The sequence below is a fragment of the Microbacterium sp. LBN7 genome, from assembly GCF_045690345.1.
GTDB lineage: Bacteria > Actinomycetota > Actinomycetes > Actinomycetales > Microbacteriaceae > Microbacterium.
In genome coordinates this window covers 3,814,576-3,834,934 of the sequence record NZ_CP147856.1, presented here as the reverse complement: position 1 = coordinate 3,834,934, position 20,359 = coordinate 3,814,576, and the positions used below count along the sequence as shown (strand labels likewise).

The following is a 20,359-nucleotide window of genomic DNA, read 5'->3' as shown; positions in this document are numbered from 1 at the left end:
TCTTCGGGAACACCGCTCCCGAGGAGGACTCATGACCATCGCCCAGGCGCCGCGCACGGCGACTCCCACTCCCCCGCCACGCGCGTCGCGCGACACGGGGATCGACCTCATCCGGGCCCTCTGCGTCCTGGGAGTCGTACTGCTCCACGCCCTCATGGTCGGGGTCACGGTCACCGATGCGGGGCCGCTCTTCGAGAACGCCAGCGACGGCACGGCATGGATCGCGCCGCTGAGCTGGGTGCTCCAGGTGATGCCGCTCTTCTTCGTGATCGGAGGGTTCTCGGGTCTCCTGGCGTATCGGCGCCTGCGGCAGCGCGGCGGGACCGCGACCGACTTCGTCGCCGGACGCATCCATCGCCTGCTGCGACCGGCGATCTTCACCGTGGTCGTCGTCGGCTTCGCCCTCGCCGTGCTCACGGTGATCGGCGTCCCGGCCGATCTCATCGCCACCGCCGGCTTCCGCTACGGCCAGCCGCTCTGGTTCCTCGGGGTCTTCGTCCTCTGCCAGGCGCTGCTGCCCGTCCTCGCAGCCGCGCACGAGCGTGCCCCGTTCACGACCATCGGAGCACTGGCCGCGGCATCCGTGCTCGTGGACGCGCTGCGCGCCGCCAGCGGCATCGAGGGCCTGGGCTTCCTGAACCTCGCCTTCGTCTGGATGGCCCTTCAGCAGCTGGGATTCTTCCTCGCCGACGGCCGTATCGATGCCCTCAGCCGGCGCACCCGCACGCTCGCCGTCGTGGGAGCGGTCGCGCTCCTGGCCGTCACCTTCCTCACCGGCGTGTACTCTCCCGATCTCATCGCGAACATCAACCCGCCCACGGCGGCGCTGCTGCTCGTCGGCGTGGCGCACACCGGTGCCCTCTCGCTGCACCGCGACCGGATCGAGCGCCTCAGCCGACGTCCCCTGCCGGCGGCCTTCACCGGATTCGTGACGCGACGCGCAATGACGATCTACCTGTGGCACATGCCGATCCTGCTCGCCATGGCCGGATTCACGGCAGCCTTCGCACTGCTCACCGGCGCCGCACTCCCCGCGCTCGACAGCGCGGACTGGTGGGCCGGGCGTCCTCTCTGGCTCGCTGCGACCCTCGCCTTCACAGCGGTGGTCGCGCTCGCTTTCACCCGGTTCGAGACGCAGACCGCGCCGGAGCCGACCCGGTCGACGCGCGGTCTCGCACTGGGCACGCTGCTGGGGCTGATCGGCATCGTGATGCTCCTGGTCCTCGGCACCTCCGTGGCGACGGCGATGATCGCGGTCGCCCTCCTCGCCGCGTCCCTGCGTCTCGCTCGGCGCACTCCGAGCGACGCGGTGCCCACCCGTGCGGACTTCGCGATCGCGTGAGAAGTCAGGCGATGCCGCGAGCCGCCAGCGCGTCGCCGACATCGTCGGCATGCCGGAGGGCGAGCACGAGCATCGGAACGATCGCGCGCGGCCCGAGTCGCACCCCGCGCGCCTGCCCCGCCTCGCGCACGCGCTCGGCGAACCCCGCGACCACCGGGATCATCGTGAGCGTGAGCGAGATCGTCATCGCCACAGCATCCGGGTCGACGCCGAGACGGCGGAGCGGATGCAGGAGCCGACGCAGGACGTCGAGAAGCGCGGACATCGGCGTGGTGAGCGTCAGGAGGCTCGCCAGCAGCAGGAGCGCGATGACACGGCCGGTGCTGATCCAGGCCGCGGCCGGCGACACGAAGATCGCCAGCGCGGCAGCGAGCACCAGGACGATCCACCGCAGACGCCAGAGCTCGGCGGCGAGGACGCGAGGCCCGAAGCCGGCGACGCCGTACAGTCCGAACGACACGAGCAGAGCGATGCCGATGCTCAGCGGGTCATGCGGATACAGCGAGAGCGCCAGCGCGGACACCGCGAGGATGCCGAGCTTCGCGCCGGCCGGCGCACGGTGGAGAAGGCTCGAGCCCGGTCGATGCAGCGAGATCATCCGCAGCCTCGGCGATACGCCTCGATGACGTCCTTCGGGGCGCCGGACGCGATCACGCGCCCCTCCTCGAAGAGCACGGCCGTGTGGCACCGGGCGGCCAGTTCGAGATCATGGGTCACGAGCACGACCTGCGCCGACTGCGCGAGAAGCAGATCCCCGATCCGGCGCGCGTTCCGCAGATCGAGGAGCGTGGTCGGCTCGTCCGCCACGATCAGTCGGGGCTCCGTGATGAGGACCGATGCCAGGGCGAGCATCTGCTTCTGCCCGCCGGACAGCGCCGACGCCGGGACATCGGCATGGCCGGCGAGTCCGTGTGCGGCGAGGGTCTCCCTGACGCGCAGCGCGGCCTGATCTCGTGGCGTTCCGCGGAGCGAGAGCGCGAGGTCCTCCGCGGGGGTGGGCATGAGGATCTGTGCATCCGGGTTGGCGAACACGAAGCCGACACGACGGCGCACCTGCGCACGGTCGCGAACCGTATCGAGCCCGTCCACGGTCACCCGCCCGGCGGTGGGGGCGACGAGTCCGTTGAGCAGACGTGCGAACGTCGACTTGCCCGAGCCGTTCGCTCCGATCACGGCGATGGTGGGCGCCGTGAGTTCCACCGTCACGTCGTCGAGCACGGCGCGACCGTCGAACTCGACCGACACACGATCGACCGAGATCTCCGCGATCGCCGTCGTCACGCTCTCCGTCATCCGCGGTCCCCTCCTCCACAGCGCACCGCGCTCGACGCGGGCATCACCTGAACACCGTTCACCTGAACGCTGTTCACTATAGTGAGAGCATGACCCCCGAACCCAATCCAGCACGGCATGACCGTGAGAGCGTCGCGCGTACGGCTCTCGCTCTGCTCGACGAGGTGGGTCTCGCCGATCTCTCCATGCGGCGCATCGCCGGACGACTCGACGTACAGCCCAGCGCCCTGTACTGGCACTTCGCCAGCAAGCAGGAGCTCCTCGCCGATCTCGCCGATCGGATCACCGCCGTCATCCCCGGCGGCGGGTCCGACGTTCTCGCGACGGCCCGGGGCATCCGCGACGCGCTCTTCGCCCACCGCGACGGCGCGGAGCTCGTCCTCAGCACCTACGCCCTCCGGCTCGGCTCGTCTCCGGCGCAGTCCGCCCTCATGAGAGCCCTCGAGAGCGAGGGCGCGACGGATGCCGAGCAGCGCGCTGTTGCGATCCTGCACTTCGTCCTCGGACACGCCACGCTCGTGCAGCAGCGCATGCACGCCGACAGCCACGGCGCCCTGCTCGGCGGGGACGAGACCGACGTGACCGCGGGACTGGACCGCGTCTTCGATCTCGGCGTCACCGCCCTCGCCGGGGAGGTCAGCGCTGCGGCGACTCCGCCGCGTGACCGAGCCTGAGCCCGGGAACCACCGCGAGCAGCACGAGCGCGATCCCGAAGGCGAAGACAGCCCCGAAGGCACCCGCCCCGCCGCCGAGCGTCGCGATGCCGAGTCCGGCGAGGGCGATGGCCACCGCTGATCCCGTGGCATCCGAGATCGACAGCGCGGAGGAGTTGAACCCCTGATTGGTCTCGTCGGAGTATGCCAGGGTGAGCACCGTCAGGCGGGGGTACAGCAGGCCCATCCCTCCCCCGGCGAACGCCCAGCCGACGATCACGACGACCGGGGTGACACCCGTCAGCGCAGCGACGAGCACGCACGCCATCGCCACGAGGATCAGGCCGAGACTGATCAGGGTGATGCGGTGGTTTCCGAGACGCTCCCCGTAGCGCCCCTGCAGCGCGGATGCCCCCGCCCAGGCGAACGCGGCCAGCATCAGCGCGACACCGGCCCAGGTGGCCGTGAACGCGTACCGCTCCATCAGCAGATACGGGATGTACGCCTCGGCTGCGAAGAACGCTCCCGCGGCGATACCGCGCATGAGCACGACGCTCGGCAGTCCGGGGCCGGCGCGGAGCGTGCGGCGCGGCACCAGCGGGAGCACGGCGAAGGCGATCACGACGACCGCGCCGAGCGCGACGGGCCACCCGACGACGGGATCCATGTCGGCGGAGAAACCGATCACCACGGCGAGCACGGCGACCACGACCGCGAGCAGCAGTCGGGTGATCAGTGCGCGCCCGTCCTGAGGCTCGCCGTGACCGAGATCGACGCCGCGGAGACGCACCGCGATCATCAGGAAGGCCGCCGCTGTCAGCACCGCGACGCCGAGGAACGCCCAGCGCCAGTCCAGGTACTCCGCGACGGCACCGGCGAGGAACGGGCCGATCATAGAGGGCACCACCCACGCCGCGGCGAACGCCGCGAAGATGCGGCCGTGCAGATGCGCGGGGTACAGTCGGGCCACCACGACGTAGAGCGCGACGGTCTGACCCCCTGTTCCGAGTCCCTGCACGAGCCGGCCGACGAGGAACTGGTGCATGGTCGTCGCGAGGCCCGAGATGAGGAGGCCGACGACGAAAAGCGTCACAGCGACGTAGAGGGCGCCGCGCGGCCCGCGCGCGTCGGACCAGGCCCCGGCCGCGACCATGCCGATCACGCTCGTCGCCAGGGTGCCGGCGAACGCGACAGCGTAGAGCGACTGCCCGTCGAGCGCTTCGCTGACCACGGGCATGACGGTCGTGACTGCGAGGGCCTCGATCGCCGCGAGGAAGATCAGGGCGACCGCTCCGAGTGTCACCCAGATGCGATCGCGATCCCAGATCGATGCGACGGTCCCCTCCGGCGTCATCGGCCGACGAGCGCCGCGATGCGCTCGATGGCCTCGGTGATGATCTCGGGACTGGTTCCGAAGTTCAGGCGCACGTGTCCGGCGCCCTCCGCGCCGAAGGCCGGGCCGAAAAGCAGTGCGACCCTGGCGTCCTTCAGGATGCGTCGCGCGGGGTTCTCGCCCCACTCCAGCGCCGACAGGTCGATCCAGGCGAGGTAACCGGCGTCGGGGATGCGGTAGCGCGCGTCGGGCAGGCGCGCAGCGAGGAGATCCTCCAGGAGCACGCGGTTCTCGTCGAGCGTGCGCAGGAGCCCGTCGAGCCATTCGTCGCTCTCCTCGGAGAACGCGGCCACCGCGGCGAGGAGGCCGAACTGCCCCGTGCGCCACTCGACCTCGACCGGGAGGCTGCGCACGACAGAGGTCGTCGCATCGTCGGCGGTGACCATCAGGGCGCACTTGAGCCCGGCGAGATTGAACGCCTTGCTCGCACTCACGACCGCATAGCCGACGCGCTGTGCCGCGTCACCCGCCGTCAGGAACGGCGTGAACCCCGTCCCCGGCTGCGCCAGCGGACCGTGGATCTCGTCGGAGACGACCACGGCACCGAACTCCTCCGCGATCTCGGCGAGAGCGGTCAGCGCGTCGCGGTCGTGCACCGTGCCGGTCGGGTTGTGCGGGTTGCAGAGCAGGATCGCGGTCGCACCGTCTTCGAAGGCAGCGCGGATGCCGTCGAGGTCGAGCTCCCACGTCGTCCCGGTGTCCCGCAGCGGAACGCGGATGACCTCCGCACCGGCCTCGGCGACGAGCTCGTAGAACGGCGGATAGACCGGAGGCGTGACGACGACACGGTCGCCGGGCTGTGTGACGCGGCGGAGGATCTCCACGATCCCCATGCTCACATCAGCCGTGCTCCGCATGCGGGCAGGGTCGGGCTCCCACCCGTAGCGACGCCCGGCGAACGCGGCGAACGACTCGGCGAGCGGCGTCCGCGAGGCCACATACCCGGTGTCGCCGATCTCGACGGCGCGCTGCAGCGCCGCCGTGATGGCGGGTGCCAGCGGGAAGTCGGTCTCCGCGACGAACAGCGGCAGGACGTCGGCGGGGTACTCCCGCCACTTCTCGCTGCTGCGCTCGCGGAGCTCTGCCAGGGGCAGGGCCGTGACCCGGAGCATTCCTAGATCGCGAAGCCGAGGGCGCGCATCATGTCGCGACCGTCATCGGTGATCTTCTCCGGGCCCCACGGCGGCATCCACACCCAGTTGATGCGGAAGCGATCCACGACGTTGTCCAGCGCCTCGGCGGTCTGCTCCTCGAGGACGTCGGTCAGGGGGCAGCCCGCGCTCGTGAGCGTCATGTGGATGACGAGAGCGTCGTTCTCGTCATCCCAGGCGAGGTCGTAGATCAGACCGAGGTCGACGACGTTGATCCCGAGCTCGGGATCCATGACGTCTTTCAGGGCCTCGGTGACCTCGTCGTACTTCTGGTCGGTGAGCGTCGCGGTCATGCGGCCAGCCTACGCCTCGATGGGGGCGGCGGGGTCGAGGAAACGGTCGTATCCCTCGTCCTCGAGCCGGTCGGCGAGCTCGGGTCCGCCCTCTTCGACGATCTTCCCGGCGACGACGACGTGCACGTAGTCCGGACGGATGTAGCGGAGGATGCGGGTGTAGTGCGTGATGAGCAGCACACCGAGGCCGGTGTTCTCCTTGGCGCGGTTGACACCCTCGGAGACGATCTTCAGCGCGTCGACGTCGAGGCCGGAGTCGGTCTCGTCGAGGATCGCGAACTTCGGCTTGAGCACCTCGAGCTGCAGGATCTCGTGGCGCTTCTTCTCGCCGCCCGAGAACCCCTCGTTGACGTTGCGCTGCGCGAACTTCGGGTCCATGCGCAGGTTGGACATGGCCGCCTTGACGTCCTTGGTCCAGCCGCGGATCGCCGGCGCCTCGCCGTCGAGAGCCGTCTTGGCCGTACGCAGGAAGTTCGTCACGGTGACGCCGGGGATCTCCACCGGGTACTGCATCGCGAGGAACAGACCCGCACGGGCGCGCTCGTCGACGCTCATCGCGAGCACGTCCTCACCGTCGAAGGTGATGGAACCGGAGGTCACGGTGTACTTGGGGTGCCCGGCGATCGTGTAGGCGAGCGTCGACTTGCCCGAGCCGTTGGGGCCCATGATCGCGTGCGTCTCACCGGTGTTCATGGTGAGGGTGATTCCGTTGAGGATCGGGGTGGTCCCCGACTCGGTCTCGACCGTCACAAACAGGTCGCGGATCTCGAGAACAGACATTCAGACTTCCTTCGTCACGGTCGGGTCGATGAGCACGTCGTCGCCGTCGATCTCGACGACGTAGACCGGGACGGGCTCATAAGCGGGGAGGTTCTGGGGCTTGCCGGTGAGCAGCGAGAAGGCGGAGCCATGGGCCCAGCACTCCACCGTGTCACCTTCGACGAAGCCCTCGGAGAGCGAGATGTCGCCATGGGTGCAGACGTCGCCGATGGCGTGGATGACGCCGTCGCCGTCCTTGATCACCGTGATCGGCACGCCGGCGGGATCGACGCGCAGCGGCGTGTCCTGCTCGAGGTCGGCGACGCCGCACACGCGCTCGGCGGTCATGCGTCGACCGCCGCGAGCTCGACCTCGATCGCGTCGAGCAGCTCGGTCTCCAGAGCCGGGATGCCGAGGCGCTGCACGATGTCGGTCAGGAAGCCGAGCACGACCAGTCGGCGCGCCTCCTCCTCGGAGATGCCGCGCGCCTGCAGGTAGAACAGCTGCTCGTCGTCGAAGCGACCGGTGGCACTCGCGTGTCCGGCGCCGAGGATGTCGCCGGTCTCGATCTCGAGGTTCGGGATCGAGTCGGCGCGTGCGCCCTCGGTGAGCACCAGGTTGCGGTTCGCCTCGTAGGAGTCGGTGCCGTTGGCATCGGCGCCGATCAGCACGTCGCCGATCCATACGCTGTGCGCTCCGGCACCCTGGAGGGCGCCCTTGTAGAGCACGTCGCCCTTGGTGTGCGGTCCCTTGTGGTGCAGGTACACCTGGCTCTCGAGGTGCTGTCCGGCATCCGCGTAGGAGAGGCCGTAGAGATACCCCTCGGAGCCGGCACCGGCGAGCTCGACGTTCGGATTGACCCGGACAACGCCGCCGCCGAAGCTGACGACGAAGTGCTTGAGAGTCGCATCCGCTCCGACGCGGGCCTGGTGGGCGGACGCGTGCACGGCGTCGTCCTGCCACTGCTGCAGGCTGATGACCGTGAGCTTCGCGCCGTCGCGGACGATGATCTCGACGTTCTGCGCGTACTGCGCCGAGCCGGAGTGCTGGAGCACGACGGTCGCCGAGCTGTGCTCGAGAGCCTCGATGACGATGTGCGCATCGGCCCGGCGATCGGCGCCGAGACCCGTGATCGAGACGAAGACGGGCTCCGCCACCTCCTCCTCGCGCGGGATCCGCACGTGGAGCGCCTCGGCGGCACCCTGCCAGGCGACCGCCGCCGTCACGTCCTCGGCGAGGAAGACCTCGCCGCGCGGAGCGTCACCGGCCGCGAGCGGGGTCGAGACGTACTGCTCCCCCGCGCTGAAGTCGTAGCGGACGCCGTCGTTCGGCGACGCCACCGCGAACAGCGGCGCCAGCTTCGCGACGGGCGTGTGCTTCCAGTTGACCTCGCGCCCCGTCGGCGCGCCGAAGTCGGCGGGCTCGAAGGAGTGCGGCCGCTCGGAGCGGGTCTGCACCGGGACGAAGCCCGCGGCGGCGACCTGCGCTGCCGGGTCGATGTGCGCGTTCGTATCCTGCGTCCCTGCGGACGCCGTAGCCTGAGCCGTCATCTAGCCGACACTGCCTTCCATGCCCATCTCGATGAGCTTGTTCAACTCCATCGCGTACTCCATCGGCAGTTCGCGCGCGATCGGCTCGATGAAGCCGCGCACGATCATCGCCATCGCCTCGTCCTCGGGCATGCCTCGGGACTGCAGGTAGAACAGCTGCTCCTCGCTGACCTTCGAGACCGTGGCCTCGTGGCCGAGCTGCACGTCGTCGACGCGGATGTCGATCGCCGGGTAGGTGTCCGAGCGGGACTTCGTGTCGACCAGGAGCGCGTCGCAGCGCACCGTGTTCGCGGAGTGATGCGCGTTGGCATCCACGCGGACCTCGCCGCGGTATCCGGCGCGTCCGCCGCCGCGGGCGATCGACTTCGAGACGATCGACGACTGCGTGTACGGAGCCATGTGGATCATCTTCGCGCCGGCGTCCTGGTGCTGGCCGGGGCCGGCGAAGGCGACGGAGAGCGTCTCGCCCTTGGCGTGCTCGCCCATCAGGTAGATCGACGGGTACTTCATCGTCACCTTGGAGCCGATGTTGCCGTCGACCCACTCCATGGTCGCGCCCTCGTGGGCGACGGCACGCTTGGTGACGAGGTTGTAGACGTTGTTCGACCAGTTCTGGATCGTCGTGTAACGCACGCGGGCGTTCTTCTTCACGATGATCTCGACCACGGCCGAGTGCAGCGAGTCCGATTTGTAGATCGGGGCGGTGCAGCCCTCGATGTAGTGGACGTAGCTGTCCTCGTCGGCGATGATCAGGGTCCGCTCGAACTGGCCCATGTTCTCGGTGTTGATCCGGAAGTAGGCCTGCAGCGGGATCTCGACGTGCACGCCCTTGGGGACGTAGACGAACGAGCCTCCCGACCAGACGGCGGTGTTCAGCGCGGCGAACTTGTTGTCGCCGGCCGGGATGACGGTTCCGAAGTATTCCTCGAAGAACTCGGGGTGCTCACGGAGTGCCGTGTCGGTGTCCATGAAGATGACGCCCTGCTCCTCCAGGTCCTCGCGGATCTGGTGGTACACGACCTCGGACTCGTACTGCGCGGCGACGCCCGCGACGAGGCGCTGACGCTCGGCCTCGGGGATGCCGAGGCGCTCGTATGTCTCGCGGATCTCAGCCGGGAGGTCTTCCCAGGACTGCGCCTGCTTCTCGGTCGAGCGCACGAAGTACTTGATGTTGTCGAAGTCGATCTCGCTGAGGTCTGCACCCCAGGTCGGCATCGGCTTCTTGCCGAAGAGCTGGTATCCCTTGAGACGGGTCTTCAGCATCCATTCGGGCTCGTGCTTGAGTCCCGAGATGCCGCGGACCACCTCTTCGGAGATCCCGCGTTTCGCAATGGCTCCGGCGGCATCCTCATCGTGCCAGCCGAACTCGTACACCCCCAGGCTGTCCAGCTCTGGGCGGTCGATCAGCACATCCGACATCTCATACTCTCCTCACAGGTCCCGAAACGGTGTCATCCGCCCCGGCACACGTGATCCCCGTCGAGTCTGCGGGAGTGTGTGCCGTTGGTTGGGCCCTCATCACCGGCGCGTTCTTCGCGCCTAAACTGTTGTCGATGCTTCAGCGCTGTCAGCGCTCATCGCAACAATCCGATTCTACAGGTTTCGCCTGACAACCGGGCCGTGCCCGCCGAGTCAGCCCGGTCCGGAGGACCCATGCCCGACACGAAGATCCCCGCCGCCATCGCGAAGACCGGCGACGGTCCGGGCGCGACAGGCACGCGACCCGCCGTCTGGGGGCGTGCGCTTCGGATCCTGGCCTGGCTGTCCTTCGTGACCGAGACCATCATCATCGGCACCGGCGGCGCCGTGCGCCTCACCGGGTCGGGACTCGGATGCTCGGAGTGGCCGCTGTGCACCCCGGAGTCGCTCGTGCCGATCTACGCCGATCAGGGCGTCCACGGTCTGATCGAGTTCGGCAACCGTCTGATGACGGGAGTCGTGGGCATCATCGCGCTGCTCGTCGTCCTCCTCGTGCTGCATCACACGGGCGGGAGGCGCGCGCTCGCGACCTCGCTCAAGTTCGCCGCCGCAGGCATCGTCGCCGCCGGTGCCGCGTACGCCCTCGCTTCTCCGTTCCACATCCCGGCCGCTCCCGTGGCTCTGGGCGTCCTGCTGCTCGCGGTCGTGGTGGCGGCCGTGCGATCGATCACCACGACTCCGACGCGCCGCGATCTGGTCGCACTCGCCTGGGTCGTCCTCATCGGCGTCGTCGCACAGGCGCTGGTCGGCGGCATCACGGTGCTCACGGGCCTGAACCCGTTCATCGTCGGCTTCCACTACACGTCGTCGCTCCTGCTCGTGTGCGTCACCGCCGCCTTCCTCGTGCGTCTGTACGCCGCTCCCGGGCCGCGCGAGCGCGCCGTGCCGACGTGGTTCGCGATCCTCAGCCACGTCACCGGCCTCGCGCTGGCCGTGACGATCGTCTTCGGGGTGCTGACCACCGGTTCGGGGCCCCACTCCGGCGACGCCGATGTCTTCCGGCACGGCTTCGACGCGACGGTGCTCGCGCACGTGCACTCGTGGCCGGGGTACATCCTGGCCGGGCTCGTCCTCGTGCTGACGATCGCTGCGTGGTCGCTCCGCCTGGAGCCGCGACGCTGGCTGCTCGTGCTCGTCATCGCGATCGCCGTGCAGGTCGGCGTCGGCGTCCTGCAGGCCCGCGAAGGCCTCCCTCCCCTGCTGGTCGGCATCCACATGGTGCTCGCCTCCCTGTCGGCCGCCGCATACACGGTCGTCGTGCTGCATCTGAAGCGACCGGTCGCCGCGGAGGACTGACCCCGCACAGGCGATCCATAGGACCCGCATCGGCGTCTCATCAGCGCATCGGGAATCGTGGCCCGCATGAACACCTCACTCACACGAAGCATCGGATTCTGGCTGCTCCTGGTCGTGTCCCTCGCCACGACGGCAGTCGGCGGCTGGCTCATCGCCGGCCAGATCGGCACGATGACGACCACGCTGCTCGCCGGCACCGCCACGGGCGTCGAGGTCTACGTCGGGCAGTCCCTCGTCGTCGTGGGCGCCGGTGTGCTCGCCGCCGGGATCGTCGGGATCCTGCTCAGCCTGGGACTCGTCGCCGCGCGGTCGCTCGTTCCGGCTCCCGCCCCTGCGGTCGTCGAGGCGATCGACTGGACGGCGGAACCCACCGAGAAGGACGCCCCGATCGAGACGACGTCCACGACCGTCGAGGGCTCGGTCGGAGCCTCTCACGACGCAGAGCCCGTCGACACCGACACCGCCACGGCCGACGCGGACGCCGTGTCTGTCGACACCGACCCCTCCGCCACCGACCCCTCCGACACCGAGACGGACGCCGAGGAGACGGCGCCCGCCGTCACGCGCTGATCGAGCGCAGGACCGGAGCGGCGTCGAGCGATCGGCGCCGCTCCGTCGTCTGCGGCAGTGGCCTCAGCCGGGAAGCCGGTTCAGAAAGGCAGCAGCGGGTCGAGCGCGACGGCGACGAAGATCAGGGTCAGGTACGTGATCGACGCGTGGAACACGCGCATCGGCCGAGCCTCGGTGCCGTGGACGGCCCGGTTGTACAGGCGGTGCGACTCGTAGATGAACCATCCGCCGAACACGAGCGCCGACACGGTGTAGACGAGCCCCATGTCCGCGATCGGGACGAGCAGCAGCGAGCACGCCACGGTCGCCCAGGCGTACAGGATGACCTGGAGTCCGACCTGCGAGGCGTTGCGCGTCACGCCGAGCATCGGCACGTCGACGTCCTCGTAGTCGCCCTTGTACTTCATCGACAGCGGCCAGTAGTGCGGCGGCGTCCAGAGGAAGACGAGCAGGAAGAGGATGAAGGCCGGCCAGTCGAGCGAACCGGTCACGGCGGACCAGCCGATGAGCACCGGGAAGCATCCCGCGATGCCGCCCCAGATGATGTTCTGCTCGGTGCGGCGCTTGAGGATCATCGTGTAGATCACGACGTAGAAGAAGATGGCGACCGCCGACAGGGTCGCGGCGAGCCAGTTCGTGGTGAGCCACAGCCAGACCGTCGACGTCACGGCGAGCGTCCACGAGAAGATCAGCGCCCCGCGCGGGCTGACCTCGCCCGTCACGAGCGGCCGGTTCTCGGTGCGGTGCATGTGCGCGTCGATGTCCCGATCGAGGTACATGTTGAACGCGGCGGCGGAGCCGGCGCTCAGGGACCCGCCGATGACGGTGGCGAGCACGAGCCACATGTTCGGGAGTCCGCCCTGAGCGAGGAACATCACCGGAACGGTGGACACCAGCAGCAGCTCGAGGACGCGCGGTTTGGTGAGGGCGACGTACGCCTTCACGGTGCGACCGATGGATTTCCTCACAACGGTCTGATCAGACATCGTCGAGATCTCGATCGCCTCCTCCGCACGCGTCACGACAGCCCTTCCAGTCTATGGCACACCGGCCGCGCGCCTCGCCCGCGGCCGTTCTCACACCCGCTCTCCGCCCCATGTGAAGCGTCGTAAAAGGGGGTAACGGGGCGACCCACGGGGCTATGCTGAAAAGACTCGCGCGCCCGGCGCTTCATCCACCTCTTCCGTAACGATGCGGACCGCGATTCTGCTTCCCGGGTGCTCTCGAACTGTCGGAGAAGGGCTTCACCGTGTCGGAATTGCAGTGGGATGAGATCGATCGGCGCGCGGTGGACACCGCGCGGATCCTGGCGGCGGACGCCGTCGAGAAGGTCGGCAACGGTCACCCCGGCACCGCGATGAGCCTCGCTCCCGCGGCGTACCTCCTCTACCAGCGCGTGCTCCGTCACGACCCGACCGATGTCGACTGGCTCGGTCGCGACCGGTTCATCCTCTCGGCGGGTCACTCGTCTCTCACGCAGTACGTCGAGCTCTACCTCGGCGGCTTCGGGCTCGAGCTCGACGACCTGAAGGCGCTCCGCACCTGGGGCTCGCTCACGCCGGGCCACCCGGAGTACGGCCACACCAAGGGCGTCGAGATCACCACCGGCCCGCTCGGCCAGGGACTCGCCTCCGCCGTGGGCTTCGCCTACGCCTCCCGGTACGAGCGCGGCCTCTTCGACCCGGATGCCGCGGCCGGCACGAGCCCGTTCGACCACTTCGTGTACGTGATCGCCGGCGACGGCGACCTGCAGGAGGGCGTCACCAGCGAGGCCTCCTCGCTCGCCGGCCACCAGCAGCTCGGCAACCTCATCGCGATCTACGACTCCAACCAGATCTCGATCGAGGACGACACCAACGTCGCCTTCACCGAGGACGTCGCGAAGCGCTACGAGGCCTACGGCTGGCAGGTGCAGGTCGTCGACTGGAAGAAGACCGGCGAGTACGTCGAAGACGTCGCCGAGCTCTACGCCGCGATCGAGGCCGCGAAGGGCGAGACCGCGAAGCCCTCGCTCATCATCCTCAAGACGATCATCGGCTGGCCGTCGCCCGGCAAGCAGAACTCCGGCAAGATCCACGGTTCCGCCCTGGGCGCCGACGAGCTCGCCGCGACGAAGAAGGTCCTCGGCTTCGACCCCGAGCAGAACTTCGTCGTCGCCGACGACGTGATCGCGCACACGCGCGGTCTGGCCGGCCGCGCCGCCGAGGCGCGCGCCGACTGGCAGAAGTCGTTCGACGCCTGGGCCGCAGCGAACCCCGAGAAGAAGGCCCTGCTCGACCGGCTCGAGGCGCAGGAGCTGCCCGCCGGCATCGGCGAGGCCCTCCCGGTGTTCGAAGGCGGCAAGGAGGTCTCGACGCGCGCCGCATCCGGCCAGGTGATCAACGCCCTCGCCGCCGAGCTCCCCGAGCTGTGGGGCGGTTCCGCCGACCTCGCCGAGTCGAACCTCACCACCATCAAGAACGCGCCGTCCTTCATCCCCGCCGAGTGGTCGACCCACGAATGGTCCGGCAACCCCTACGGCCGCGTGCTGCACTTCGGCATCCGCGAGCACGCCATGGGCGCGATCGTCAACGGCATCGTGCTGCACGGTCCGACCCGTGCGTTCGGCGGCACCTTCCTCATCTTCAGCGACTACATGCGCCCGTCGGTGCGTCTGGCCGCCCTGATGAACGTCCCGAGCATCTTCGTCTGGACCCACGACTCCGTCGCCCTCGGTGAGGACGGCCCGACCCACCAGCCGGTCGAGCAGCTCGCGACGCTCCGCGCGATCCCGAACTTCGCGGTCGTGCGCCCCGCCGACGCCAACGAGACCTCGGTCACCTGGCTCGAGATCCTCCGCCGTCACGAGGGTCCGACGGGCATCGCCCTGACCCGCCAGAACATCCCGGTGTTCGAGCGCGGGAACGGCGCGGCATCCGGTGACCAGTTCGCGTCGGCCGAGAACGCCGTCAAGGGCGCGTACGTGCTGGCCGAGGCGCCGAACGGCACCCCTGACGTCATCATCATCGCCACCGGATCCGAGGTGCAGCTGGCCGTCAACGCCCGCGAGGCCCTCGCCGCCGAGGGGGTCAACGTGCGCGTGGTCTCCGCTCCGTCGCTGGAGTGGTTCGACGAGCAGGACGAGGCGTACCGCGAGAGCGTGCTCCCGGCCTCCGTCACCGCCCGCGTCTCGGTCGAGGCGGGCTCCGTGCTCAGCTGGCGCGGGATCGTCGGCGACCGCGGACGCTCTGTCGGCATCGACCACTTCGGCGCCTCCGCCGACTACAAGACCCTGTTCGAGAAGTTCGGCATCACCACCGAGGCCGTCATCGCGGCCGCACGCGAGACCATCGCCGCAAACAGCACCAAGGAGAACGCATGAGCACCCCCACCGCAGAGCTCGCCGCCGCAGGTGTCAGCATCTGGCTCGACGACCTGTCTCGCACCCGCATCTCCTCCGGCAACCTCGCCGAGCTGATCGAGTCCCGCAACGTCGTCGGTGTCACCACGAACCCGACGATCTTCGCCAACGCGATCACCGACAAGAACAACACCTCGTACGACGCGCAGGTCACCGAGCTCGCCGCGTCCGGTGCCACCGCGGAAGAGGCCGTCTTCGCGGCGACCACGCAGGATGTCGCCGCCGCGCTCGACGTGTTCCGTCCCGTCTGGGAGAAGTCGGACCACGTCGACGGACGCGTGTCGATCGAGGTCTCCCCCGACCTCGCCCACGACACGGCCGGGACCGTGGCGCAGGCCAAGGAGCTGTGGGCCAAGATCGATCGGCCGAACCTGCTCGTCAAGATCCCGGCGACGAAGGCCGGGCTTCCCGCCATCGCCGAGGCGATCGGGGCCGGGATCAGCGTGAACGTCACCCTGATCTTCAGCCTCGAGCGTTACGCGGCGGTCATCGACGCGTACCTCACCGGTCTCGAGACGGCCAAGGCCGCCGGCATCGACCTCTCGACGATCCACTCGGTCGCCTCGTTCTTCGTCTCGCGCGTCGACACCGAGACCGACAAGCGTCTCTCCGCGATCGGAACCGACGCCGCCGAGGCTCTCAAGAGCAAGGCGGGCCTGGCCAACGCGCGCCTCGCCTACGAGCTCTTCGAGCAGACGTTCGCCGGCGACCGTGCCAAGGCGCTCCTCGACGCGGGTGCCAACGCGCAGCGTCCGCTCTGGGCGTCGACCGGCGTCAAGGACCCCGCGCTCCCCGACACGCTCTACGTGACCGAGCTCGTCGCGCCTGGTGTCGTGAACACCATGCCCGAGAAGACCCTCGAGGCCACGTTCGACCACGGCGTCGTCACGGGCGACACGATCACCGGCGGCTACGACGACGCCCGCGCCGTCTTCGCCGGGCTCGCCGAGGTCGGCATCGACTTCGACGACGTCACCCAGGTGCTCGAGGACGAGGGCGTCGCGAAGTTCATCGACTCGTGGCACGACCTGCTCAGCCAGGTCGCCGAGGGCCTGGAGGCCCAGCGATGACGTTCTCGATCCACACGTCGGGTGCGGCACGCGCCGCGATCGACGAGACGGTCCCCGGACTCGTCCACGACCTCGTCGCGTCGCGCATCACCAACGGCGACCCGACGCTCTGGGGCGCCGCGGCCGAGGCCGAGGCTGCCATCCGGCTCGGCTGGGTCGAGGCCGTCTCGATCTCCCGCCCGCTGGTCGCCGAGATCACGGCCCTCCGCTCCGAGCTGCACGCCAAGGGCGTCACGCGCGTCGTGCTCGCCGGCATGGGCGGATCGTCGCTCGCCCCCGAGGTCATCGCGCAGACGGCCGGCGTGCCGCTGACGATCCTCGACTCCACCGCACCCGGCCAGGTGCTCGCCGCCCTCGACGAGGGCCTCGCCGACACCGCGCTCGTCGTCTCGTCGAAGTCGGGCTCCACGGTCGAGACCGACTCGCAGCGCCGCACGTTCGAGGCGGCGTTCCGCGATCTGGGCATCGACCCGACCGAGCGCATCGTCGTCGTGACCGACCCGGGCTCGCCGCTCGACGCCTCGGCGCGAGAAGCCGGCTACCGCGTCTTCAACGCCGACCCGAACGTGGGCGGACGCTACTCCGCCCTCACCGCCTTCGGCCTCGTGCCGGCGGGCCTCGCCGGCGTCGACATCGACGAGCTGCTGAACGAGGCCGAGGCCTCGCTTCTCGAGGTCGCCGTGGACTCGGCGGAGAACCCCGCGCTCCGCCTCGGCGCGGCGATCGCAGCGACCAGCCCGCGCCGCGACAAGCTCGGCCTGATCACCGACGGAACCCACATCAACGGCCTGCCCGACTGGATCGAGCAGCTCATCGCGGAGTCCACCGGCAAGGACGGCACCGGCATCCTCCCGGTCGTCCTCCTCCCCGTCTCCCCCGAGCTCGACTCGAAGCCCGCCGACCTGCAGATCGTCCGTCTGGTCGACGACGCCAACGAGTTCCACCTGCACGAGCGTCACCCCGGCGAGATCCTCGTCAGCGGAACGCTCGGCGCGCAGCTCATCGTCTGGGAGTACGCCACGGCGATCGCCGGTCACCTGCTGCGGATCAACCCGTTCGACCAGCCCGACGTCGAATCCGCCAAGATCGCCGCGCGCGGTCTGCTCGACGCGCGTCCGGAGCCCACGGCACCGGCGTTCATCGAGAACGGCGTCGAGGTGCGCGTGTCCGACCCGGCTCTCGCCGCGTCCGGGACGGTCGAGGGCGTGCTCGACGCGCTCTGGGCGCAGCTCCCCGCCGACGGATACGTGTCGATCCAGGCATACGTCAACCGGCTCGAGGTCCCGCAGCTCCAGGGCCTCCGCGAGCTCGTCGCGGCCGACTCCGGCCGTCCGACCACGTTCGGCTGGGGACCCCGCTTCCTGCACTCGACCGGCCAGTACCACAAGGGCGGACCGGCCCAGGGCGTGTTCCTCCAGATCCTCGAGCGCACCGAGGTCGATCTCGAGATCCCTGACCGTCCGTTCACGTTCGGTCAGCTCATCCAGGCGCAGGCCGCCGGCGACGCGGGCGTGCTCGCGGAGCACGGGCGTCCCGTCGTCTCGCTGACGATCACCGAGTCCTCGGACGACGTGCTCACCCTCTTCGAAGCCGCACAGAAGTAGACAGCAGGAGAATCCCCCACCGATGTCTGTTCCCATCTCGCGCGGGCACAACCCGCTGCGTGACCCCGATGATCGTCGCCTCAACCGGATCGCGGGGCCCAGCGCCCTCGTGATCTTCGGGGTCACCGGCGATCTGTCACGCAAGAAGCTGATGCCCGCCGTGTACGACCTCGCCAACCGCGGCCTCCTGCCTCCCGGCTTCGCCCTCGTGGGCTTCGCCCGGCGCGACTGGGAGGACCAGGACTTCGCCCAGGTCGTCTACGACGCCGTCAAGCAGCATGCGCGCACGCCGTTCCGCGAGGAGACCTGGACCCAGCTGCTGCAGGGCATCCGTTTCGTCTCCGGCGAGTTCGACAACCCCGACTCGTTCCGCAAGCTCCGCGAGACGGTCGAGAAGCTCGACGTGGAACGCGGCACGATGGGCAACCACGCCTACTACCTGTCGATCCCGCCGAAGGACTTCCCGCTGGTCGCGAAGCAGCTGAAGGAGTCCGGGCTCGTCGGAGAGGACGCCGACGACGACGAGAACTGGCGCCGCGTCGTCATCGAGAAGCCGTTCGGACACGACCTCGAGTCCGCGCGCGCCCTCAACGCCGCACTCGAGGTGGCGTTCCCGGCCGACTCGATCTTCCGCATCGACCACTACCTCGGCAAGGAGACGGTGCAGAACATCCTGGCGCTGCGCTTCGCCAACGAGCTGTACGAGCCGATCTGGAATCGCAACTACGTCGACCACGTGCAGATCACGATGGCCGAGGACATCGGCGTCGGCGGTCGCGCGGGCTACTACGACGGCATCGGCGCGGCGCGCGATGTGATCCAGAACCACCTGCTCCAGCTGCTGGCCCTCACCGCGATGGAAGAGCCGATCAGTCTCTCGGCCGAGCACCTGCGCGCCGAGAAGGAGAAGGTCCTGGCCGCCGTCCACGTGCCGGAGGACCTCTCCCAGGCGACCGCACGCGGGCAGTACGCGGGCGGGTGGCAGGGCGGCGAGCAGGTCACCGGCTTCCTCGACGAGGACGGGATGAACCCCGAGTCGACGACCGAGACCTACGCCGCGATCAAGCTCGAGATCGACACGCGCCGCTGGTCCGGAGTGCCGTTCTACCTGCGCACCGGCAAGCGCCTCGGTCGTCGCGTCACCGAGATCGCCGTGGTGTTCAACCGGGCGCCGCAGCACCTCTTCGGGCGCGGCAACGCGTCGGAGCTGGGGCAGAACGCCCTGGTCATCCGCGTGCAGCCCGACGAGGGCGTCACGATCCGCTTCGGATCGAAGGTGCCGGGCAGCGGATCGAACGTGCGCGACGTCACGATGGACTTCGGGTACGGACACGCCTTCACCGAGGCCAGCCCCGAGGCCTACGAGCGACTGATCCTCGACGTCCTCCTGGGCGACCCGCCGCTGTTCCCGCGGCACGAGGAGGTCGAGCTCTCCTGGAAGATCCTCGACCCGGTGGAGAAGTACTGGGCGGCCGTCGGCGGCCCGGTCGAGCAGTACGCGCCAGGCTCGTGGGGACCGGCATCCGCCGACGACCTGCTGGCCCGCGACGGACGAGTCTGGAGACGCCCGTGATCATCGACCTTCCCGACACGACCGTCAGCCAGGTCGCCAAGCAGCTGGTCAAGGTGCGCGAGGACGGCGGAGCCGTCGCCCTCGGACGCGTGCTCACGCTGGTCATCTCGGCCCGCAACGGCGTCGCCGAGGCGGCGATCGACGCGGCCAACGACGCCTCCCGCGAGCACCCGATGCGCGTCATCGTGCTCACCACCGGCGAGGGCGAGTCCCGCCTCGACGCGCAGATCCGCGTCGGCGGCGACGCCGGAGCCAGTGAGGTCGTCGTGCTCCGCGCCTTCGGAGACGCCGCCAGCAACGAGGAGAGCCTGCTCACCGGACTGCTCCTGCCCGACGCCCCCGTGGTCGCCTGGTGGCCGGAGGAGGCCCCCGAGTCTCCCGCCACCTCGCCCCTCGGCCGCATCGCGCAGCGCCGGATCACGGATGCCGCCACCGCGCCCGACGTGCGCGACCGGCTCGCTCTGCTCGGCCGCACGCACGCCCCCGGCGACACCGACCTCGCCTGGACGCGCCTGACGCACTGGCGCGAGCAGCTCGCGGCCGTGCTCGACCAGCCGCCGTACGAGTCGATCACGGATGTCGAGGTCCGCGGAGCGGCCGCCTCGCCGTCCACGGCACTGCTCGCGGCCTGGCTGCAGATGGCGCTGGAGGTTCCGGTGCGCTGGTCGTACGAGGAGCCCGAGCACTGGCAGGAGGGCATCAAGTCTGTGCGCCTCACCCGCGCGTCGGGCGACATCCTGCTCGAGCGTCCGACCCCGGGCGTCGCGGTGCTGACGCAGCCCGACCAGCCGAACCATGATCTGCACCTGCCGCGGCGAACGCTGCGGGAGTGCCTCGCGGAGGAGCTGCGACGGCTCGACCCGGATGTCCTGTACGGTCGAGTGATCACCGAGGGCTGGGAGAAGCTGGGTCCGCCTGAGACGGGAGAGTGAA

The 20,359-nt window shown here is 69.5% G+C and carries 19 protein-coding genes; 9 read left to right on the top strand and 10 right to left on the bottom strand.

Features of this window, described 5'->3' with window-relative positions:
• Window positions 1–31 precede the first annotated feature (31 nt).
• Window positions 32–1,342: an acyltransferase family protein gene (locus LBN7_RS18570; protein WP_407360461.1), complete on the top strand. Its 1,311-nt coding sequence runs from the start codon at window positions 32–34 to the stop codon at window positions 1,340–1,342.
• Between the two features lie 4 nt (window positions 1,343–1,346).
• On the opposite strand, the gene LBN7_RS18565 is transcribed toward LBN7_RS18570, so the two are convergent.
• Window positions 1,347–1,940 (bottom strand): energy-coupling factor transporter transmembrane protein EcfT, encoded by a 594-nt coding sequence (locus LBN7_RS18565; protein ID WP_341945287.1) that lies wholly within the window; start codon window positions 1,938–1,940, stop codon window positions 1,347–1,349.
• The gene (locus tag LBN7_RS18560; protein ID WP_341945286.1) at window positions 1,937–2,635 is read right to left on the bottom strand and encodes an ABC transporter ATP-binding protein; all 699 of its coding nucleotides are present in this window, start codon (window positions 2,633–2,635) and stop codon (window positions 1,937–1,939) included. Before LBN7_RS18560 ends, LBN7_RS18565 begins: the two co-directional genes overlap by 4 nt.
• Window positions 2,636–2,724: 89 nt before the next feature.
• Between LBN7_RS18560 and LBN7_RS18555 the strand changes: the two genes are divergently transcribed.
• Window positions 2,725–3,309 carry a TetR family transcriptional regulator gene (locus LBN7_RS18555; protein WP_116634794.1) on the top strand — a complete coding sequence of 195 codons (585 nt, stop codon included), beginning with the start codon at window positions 2,725–2,727 and terminating at the stop codon, window positions 3,307–3,309.
• On the opposite strand, the gene LBN7_RS18550 is transcribed toward LBN7_RS18555, so the two are convergent.
• The 7 genes from LBN7_RS18550 to sufB are packed head-to-tail and all read right to left on the bottom strand — an operon-like array spanning window position 3,272 to window position 9,853.
• Complete coding sequence (locus LBN7_RS18550; RefSeq protein ID WP_407360460.1) at window positions 3,272–4,642, bottom strand: MFS transporter; 1,371 nt, start codon at window positions 4,640–4,642, stop codon at window positions 3,272–3,274. The two genes, LBN7_RS18555 and LBN7_RS18550, sit on opposite strands and share 38 nt — an antisense overlap.
• On the bottom strand, window positions 4,639–5,793 hold the full coding sequence (locus LBN7_RS18545; RefSeq protein WP_407360459.1) for a MalY/PatB family protein: 1,155 nt from the start codon (window positions 5,791–5,793) through the stop codon (window positions 4,639–4,641). The genes LBN7_RS18550 and LBN7_RS18545 overlap by 4 nt, the downstream gene beginning before the upstream one ends.
• Before the next feature lie 2 nt (window positions 5,794–5,795).
• Entirely contained in the window at window positions 5,796–6,125 is a 330-nt protein-coding gene (locus tag LBN7_RS18540) for a metal-sulfur cluster assembly factor (RefSeq protein WP_116637041.1), read from the bottom strand.
• A gap of 9 nt (window positions 6,126–6,134) precedes the next feature.
• Window positions 6,135–6,905 (bottom strand): Fe-S cluster assembly ATPase SufC, encoded by a 771-nt coding sequence (gene sufC, locus LBN7_RS18535; RefSeq protein WP_116637042.1) that lies wholly within the window; start codon window positions 6,903–6,905, stop codon window positions 6,135–6,137.
• Window positions 6,906–7,232: a non-heme iron oxygenase ferredoxin subunit gene (locus LBN7_RS18530; RefSeq protein WP_116637043.1), complete on the bottom strand. Its 327-nt coding sequence runs from the start codon at window positions 7,230–7,232 to the stop codon at window positions 6,906–6,908.
• Window positions 7,229–8,434 (bottom strand): Fe-S cluster assembly protein SufD, encoded by a 1,206-nt coding sequence (gene sufD / locus LBN7_RS18525; protein WP_341945282.1) that lies wholly within the window; start codon window positions 8,432–8,434, stop codon window positions 7,229–7,231. The genes LBN7_RS18530 and sufD overlap by 4 nt, the downstream gene beginning before the upstream one ends.
• A complete protein-coding gene (gene sufB, locus LBN7_RS18520; RefSeq protein ID WP_116637045.1) occupies window positions 8,435–9,853 on the bottom strand; it encodes a Fe-S cluster assembly protein SufB in 1,419 nt (472 codons plus the stop codon). It abuts the gene before it with no gap.
• A 234-nt stretch (window positions 9,854–10,087) separates the two neighbouring features.
• Here sufB and LBN7_RS18515 point away from each other — a divergent pair, with 234 nt between their 5' ends.
• Complete coding sequence (locus LBN7_RS18515; protein ID WP_341945281.1) at window positions 10,088–11,209, top strand: COX15/CtaA family protein; 1,122 nt, start codon at window positions 10,088–10,090, stop codon at window positions 11,207–11,209.
• 66 nt (window positions 11,210–11,275) lie between these two features.
• Complete coding sequence (locus LBN7_RS18510; RefSeq protein WP_341945280.1) at window positions 11,276–11,779, top strand: hypothetical protein; 504 nt, start codon at window positions 11,276–11,278, stop codon at window positions 11,777–11,779.
• Window positions 11,780–11,859: 80 nt separating this feature from the next.
• On the opposite strand, the gene LBN7_RS18505 is transcribed toward LBN7_RS18510, so the two are convergent.
• Window positions 11,860–12,765, bottom strand: a complete 906-nt coding sequence (locus LBN7_RS18505; protein ID WP_116637052.1) for a heme o synthase — start codon at window positions 12,763–12,765, stop codon at window positions 11,860–11,862.
• A 263-nt stretch (window positions 12,766–13,028) separates the two neighbouring features.
• Between LBN7_RS18505 and tkt the strand changes: the two genes are divergently transcribed.
• From tkt to LBN7_RS18480, 5 genes are read left to right on the top strand one after another with little or no spacing between them, the layout of a single operon-like run.
• On the top strand, window positions 13,029–15,140 hold the full coding sequence (gene tkt, locus LBN7_RS18500) for a transketolase (protein ID WP_341945279.1): 2,112 nt from the start codon (window positions 13,029–13,031) through the stop codon (window positions 15,138–15,140).
• Window positions 15,137–16,249 carry a transaldolase gene (tal, locus tag LBN7_RS18495; protein ID WP_116637048.1) on the top strand — a complete coding sequence of 371 codons (1,113 nt, stop codon included), beginning with the start codon at window positions 15,137–15,139 and terminating at the stop codon, window positions 16,247–16,249. The genes tkt and tal overlap by 4 nt, the downstream gene beginning before the upstream one ends.
• On the top strand, window positions 16,246–17,853 hold the full coding sequence (locus LBN7_RS18490) for a glucose-6-phosphate isomerase (RefSeq protein ID WP_341945278.1): 1,608 nt from the start codon (window positions 16,246–16,248) through the stop codon (window positions 17,851–17,853). Before tal ends, LBN7_RS18490 begins: the two co-directional genes overlap by 4 nt.
• Window positions 17,854–17,875: 22 nt before the next feature.
• A complete protein-coding gene (zwf, locus tag LBN7_RS18485; RefSeq protein WP_116637050.1) occupies window positions 17,876–19,426 on the top strand; it encodes a glucose-6-phosphate dehydrogenase in 1,551 nt (516 codons plus the stop codon).
• Complete coding sequence (locus LBN7_RS18480; protein WP_116637051.1) at window positions 19,423–20,358, top strand: glucose-6-phosphate dehydrogenase assembly protein OpcA; 936 nt, start codon at window positions 19,423–19,425, stop codon at window positions 20,356–20,358. Before zwf ends, LBN7_RS18480 begins: the two co-directional genes overlap by 4 nt.
• Window position 20,359: the final 1 nt, after the last annotated feature.

Coding starts and splice junctions, on each gene's coding strand:
- zwf (WP_116637050.1), top strand. CDS start 17,876: ATGTCTGTTCCCATCTCGCGCGGGCACAACCCGCTGCGTGACCCCGAT.
- LBN7_RS18545 (WP_407360459.1), bottom strand. CDS start 5,793: ATGCTCCGGGTCACGGCCCTGCCCCTGGCAGAGCTCCGCGAGCGCAGC.
- LBN7_RS18560 (WP_341945286.1), bottom strand. CDS start 2,635: ATGACGGAGAGCGTGACGACGGCGATCGCGGAGATCTCGGTCGATCGT.
- LBN7_RS18565 (WP_341945287.1), bottom strand. CDS start 1,940: ATGATCTCGCTGCATCGACCGGGCTCGAGCCTTCTCCACCGTGCGCCG.
- tal (WP_116637048.1), top strand. CDS start 15,137: ATGAGCACCCCCACCGCAGAGCTCGCCGCCGCAGGTGTCAGCATCTGG.
- sufB (WP_116637045.1), bottom strand. CDS start 9,853: ATGTCGGATGTGCTGATCGACCGCCCAGAGCTGGACAGCCTGGGGGTG.
- LBN7_RS18550 (WP_407360460.1), bottom strand. CDS start 4,642: ATGACGCCGGAGGGGACCGTCGCATCGATCTGGGATCGCGATCGCATC.
- LBN7_RS18505 (WP_116637052.1), bottom strand. CDS start 12,765: ATGTCTGATCAGACCGTTGTGAGGAAATCCATCGGTCGCACCGTGAAG.
- LBN7_RS18490 (WP_341945278.1), top strand. CDS start 16,246: ATGACGTTCTCGATCCACACGTCGGGTGCGGCACGCGCCGCGATCGAC.
- LBN7_RS18570 (WP_407360461.1), top strand. CDS start 32: ATGACCATCGCCCAGGCGCCGCGCACGGCGACTCCCACTCCCCCGCCA.
- sufD (WP_341945282.1), bottom strand. CDS start 8,434: ATGACGGCTCAGGCTACGGCGTCCGCAGGGACGCAGGATACGAACGCG.
- LBN7_RS18510 (WP_341945280.1), top strand. CDS start 11,276: ATGAACACCTCACTCACACGAAGCATCGGATTCTGGCTGCTCCTGGTC.
- sufC (WP_116637042.1), bottom strand. CDS start 6,905: ATGTCTGTTCTCGAGATCCGCGACCTGTTTGTGACGGTCGAGACCGAG.
- LBN7_RS18555 (WP_116634794.1), top strand. CDS start 2,725: ATGACCCCCGAACCCAATCCAGCACGGCATGACCGTGAGAGCGTCGCG.
- LBN7_RS18515 (WP_341945281.1), top strand. CDS start 10,088: ATGCCCGACACGAAGATCCCCGCCGCCATCGCGAAGACCGGCGACGGT.
- LBN7_RS18540 (WP_116637041.1), bottom strand. CDS start 6,125: ATGACCGCGACGCTCACCGACCAGAAGTACGACGAGGTCACCGAGGCC.
- LBN7_RS18530 (WP_116637043.1), bottom strand. CDS start 7,232: ATGACCGCCGAGCGCGTGTGCGGCGTCGCCGACCTCGAGCAGGACACG.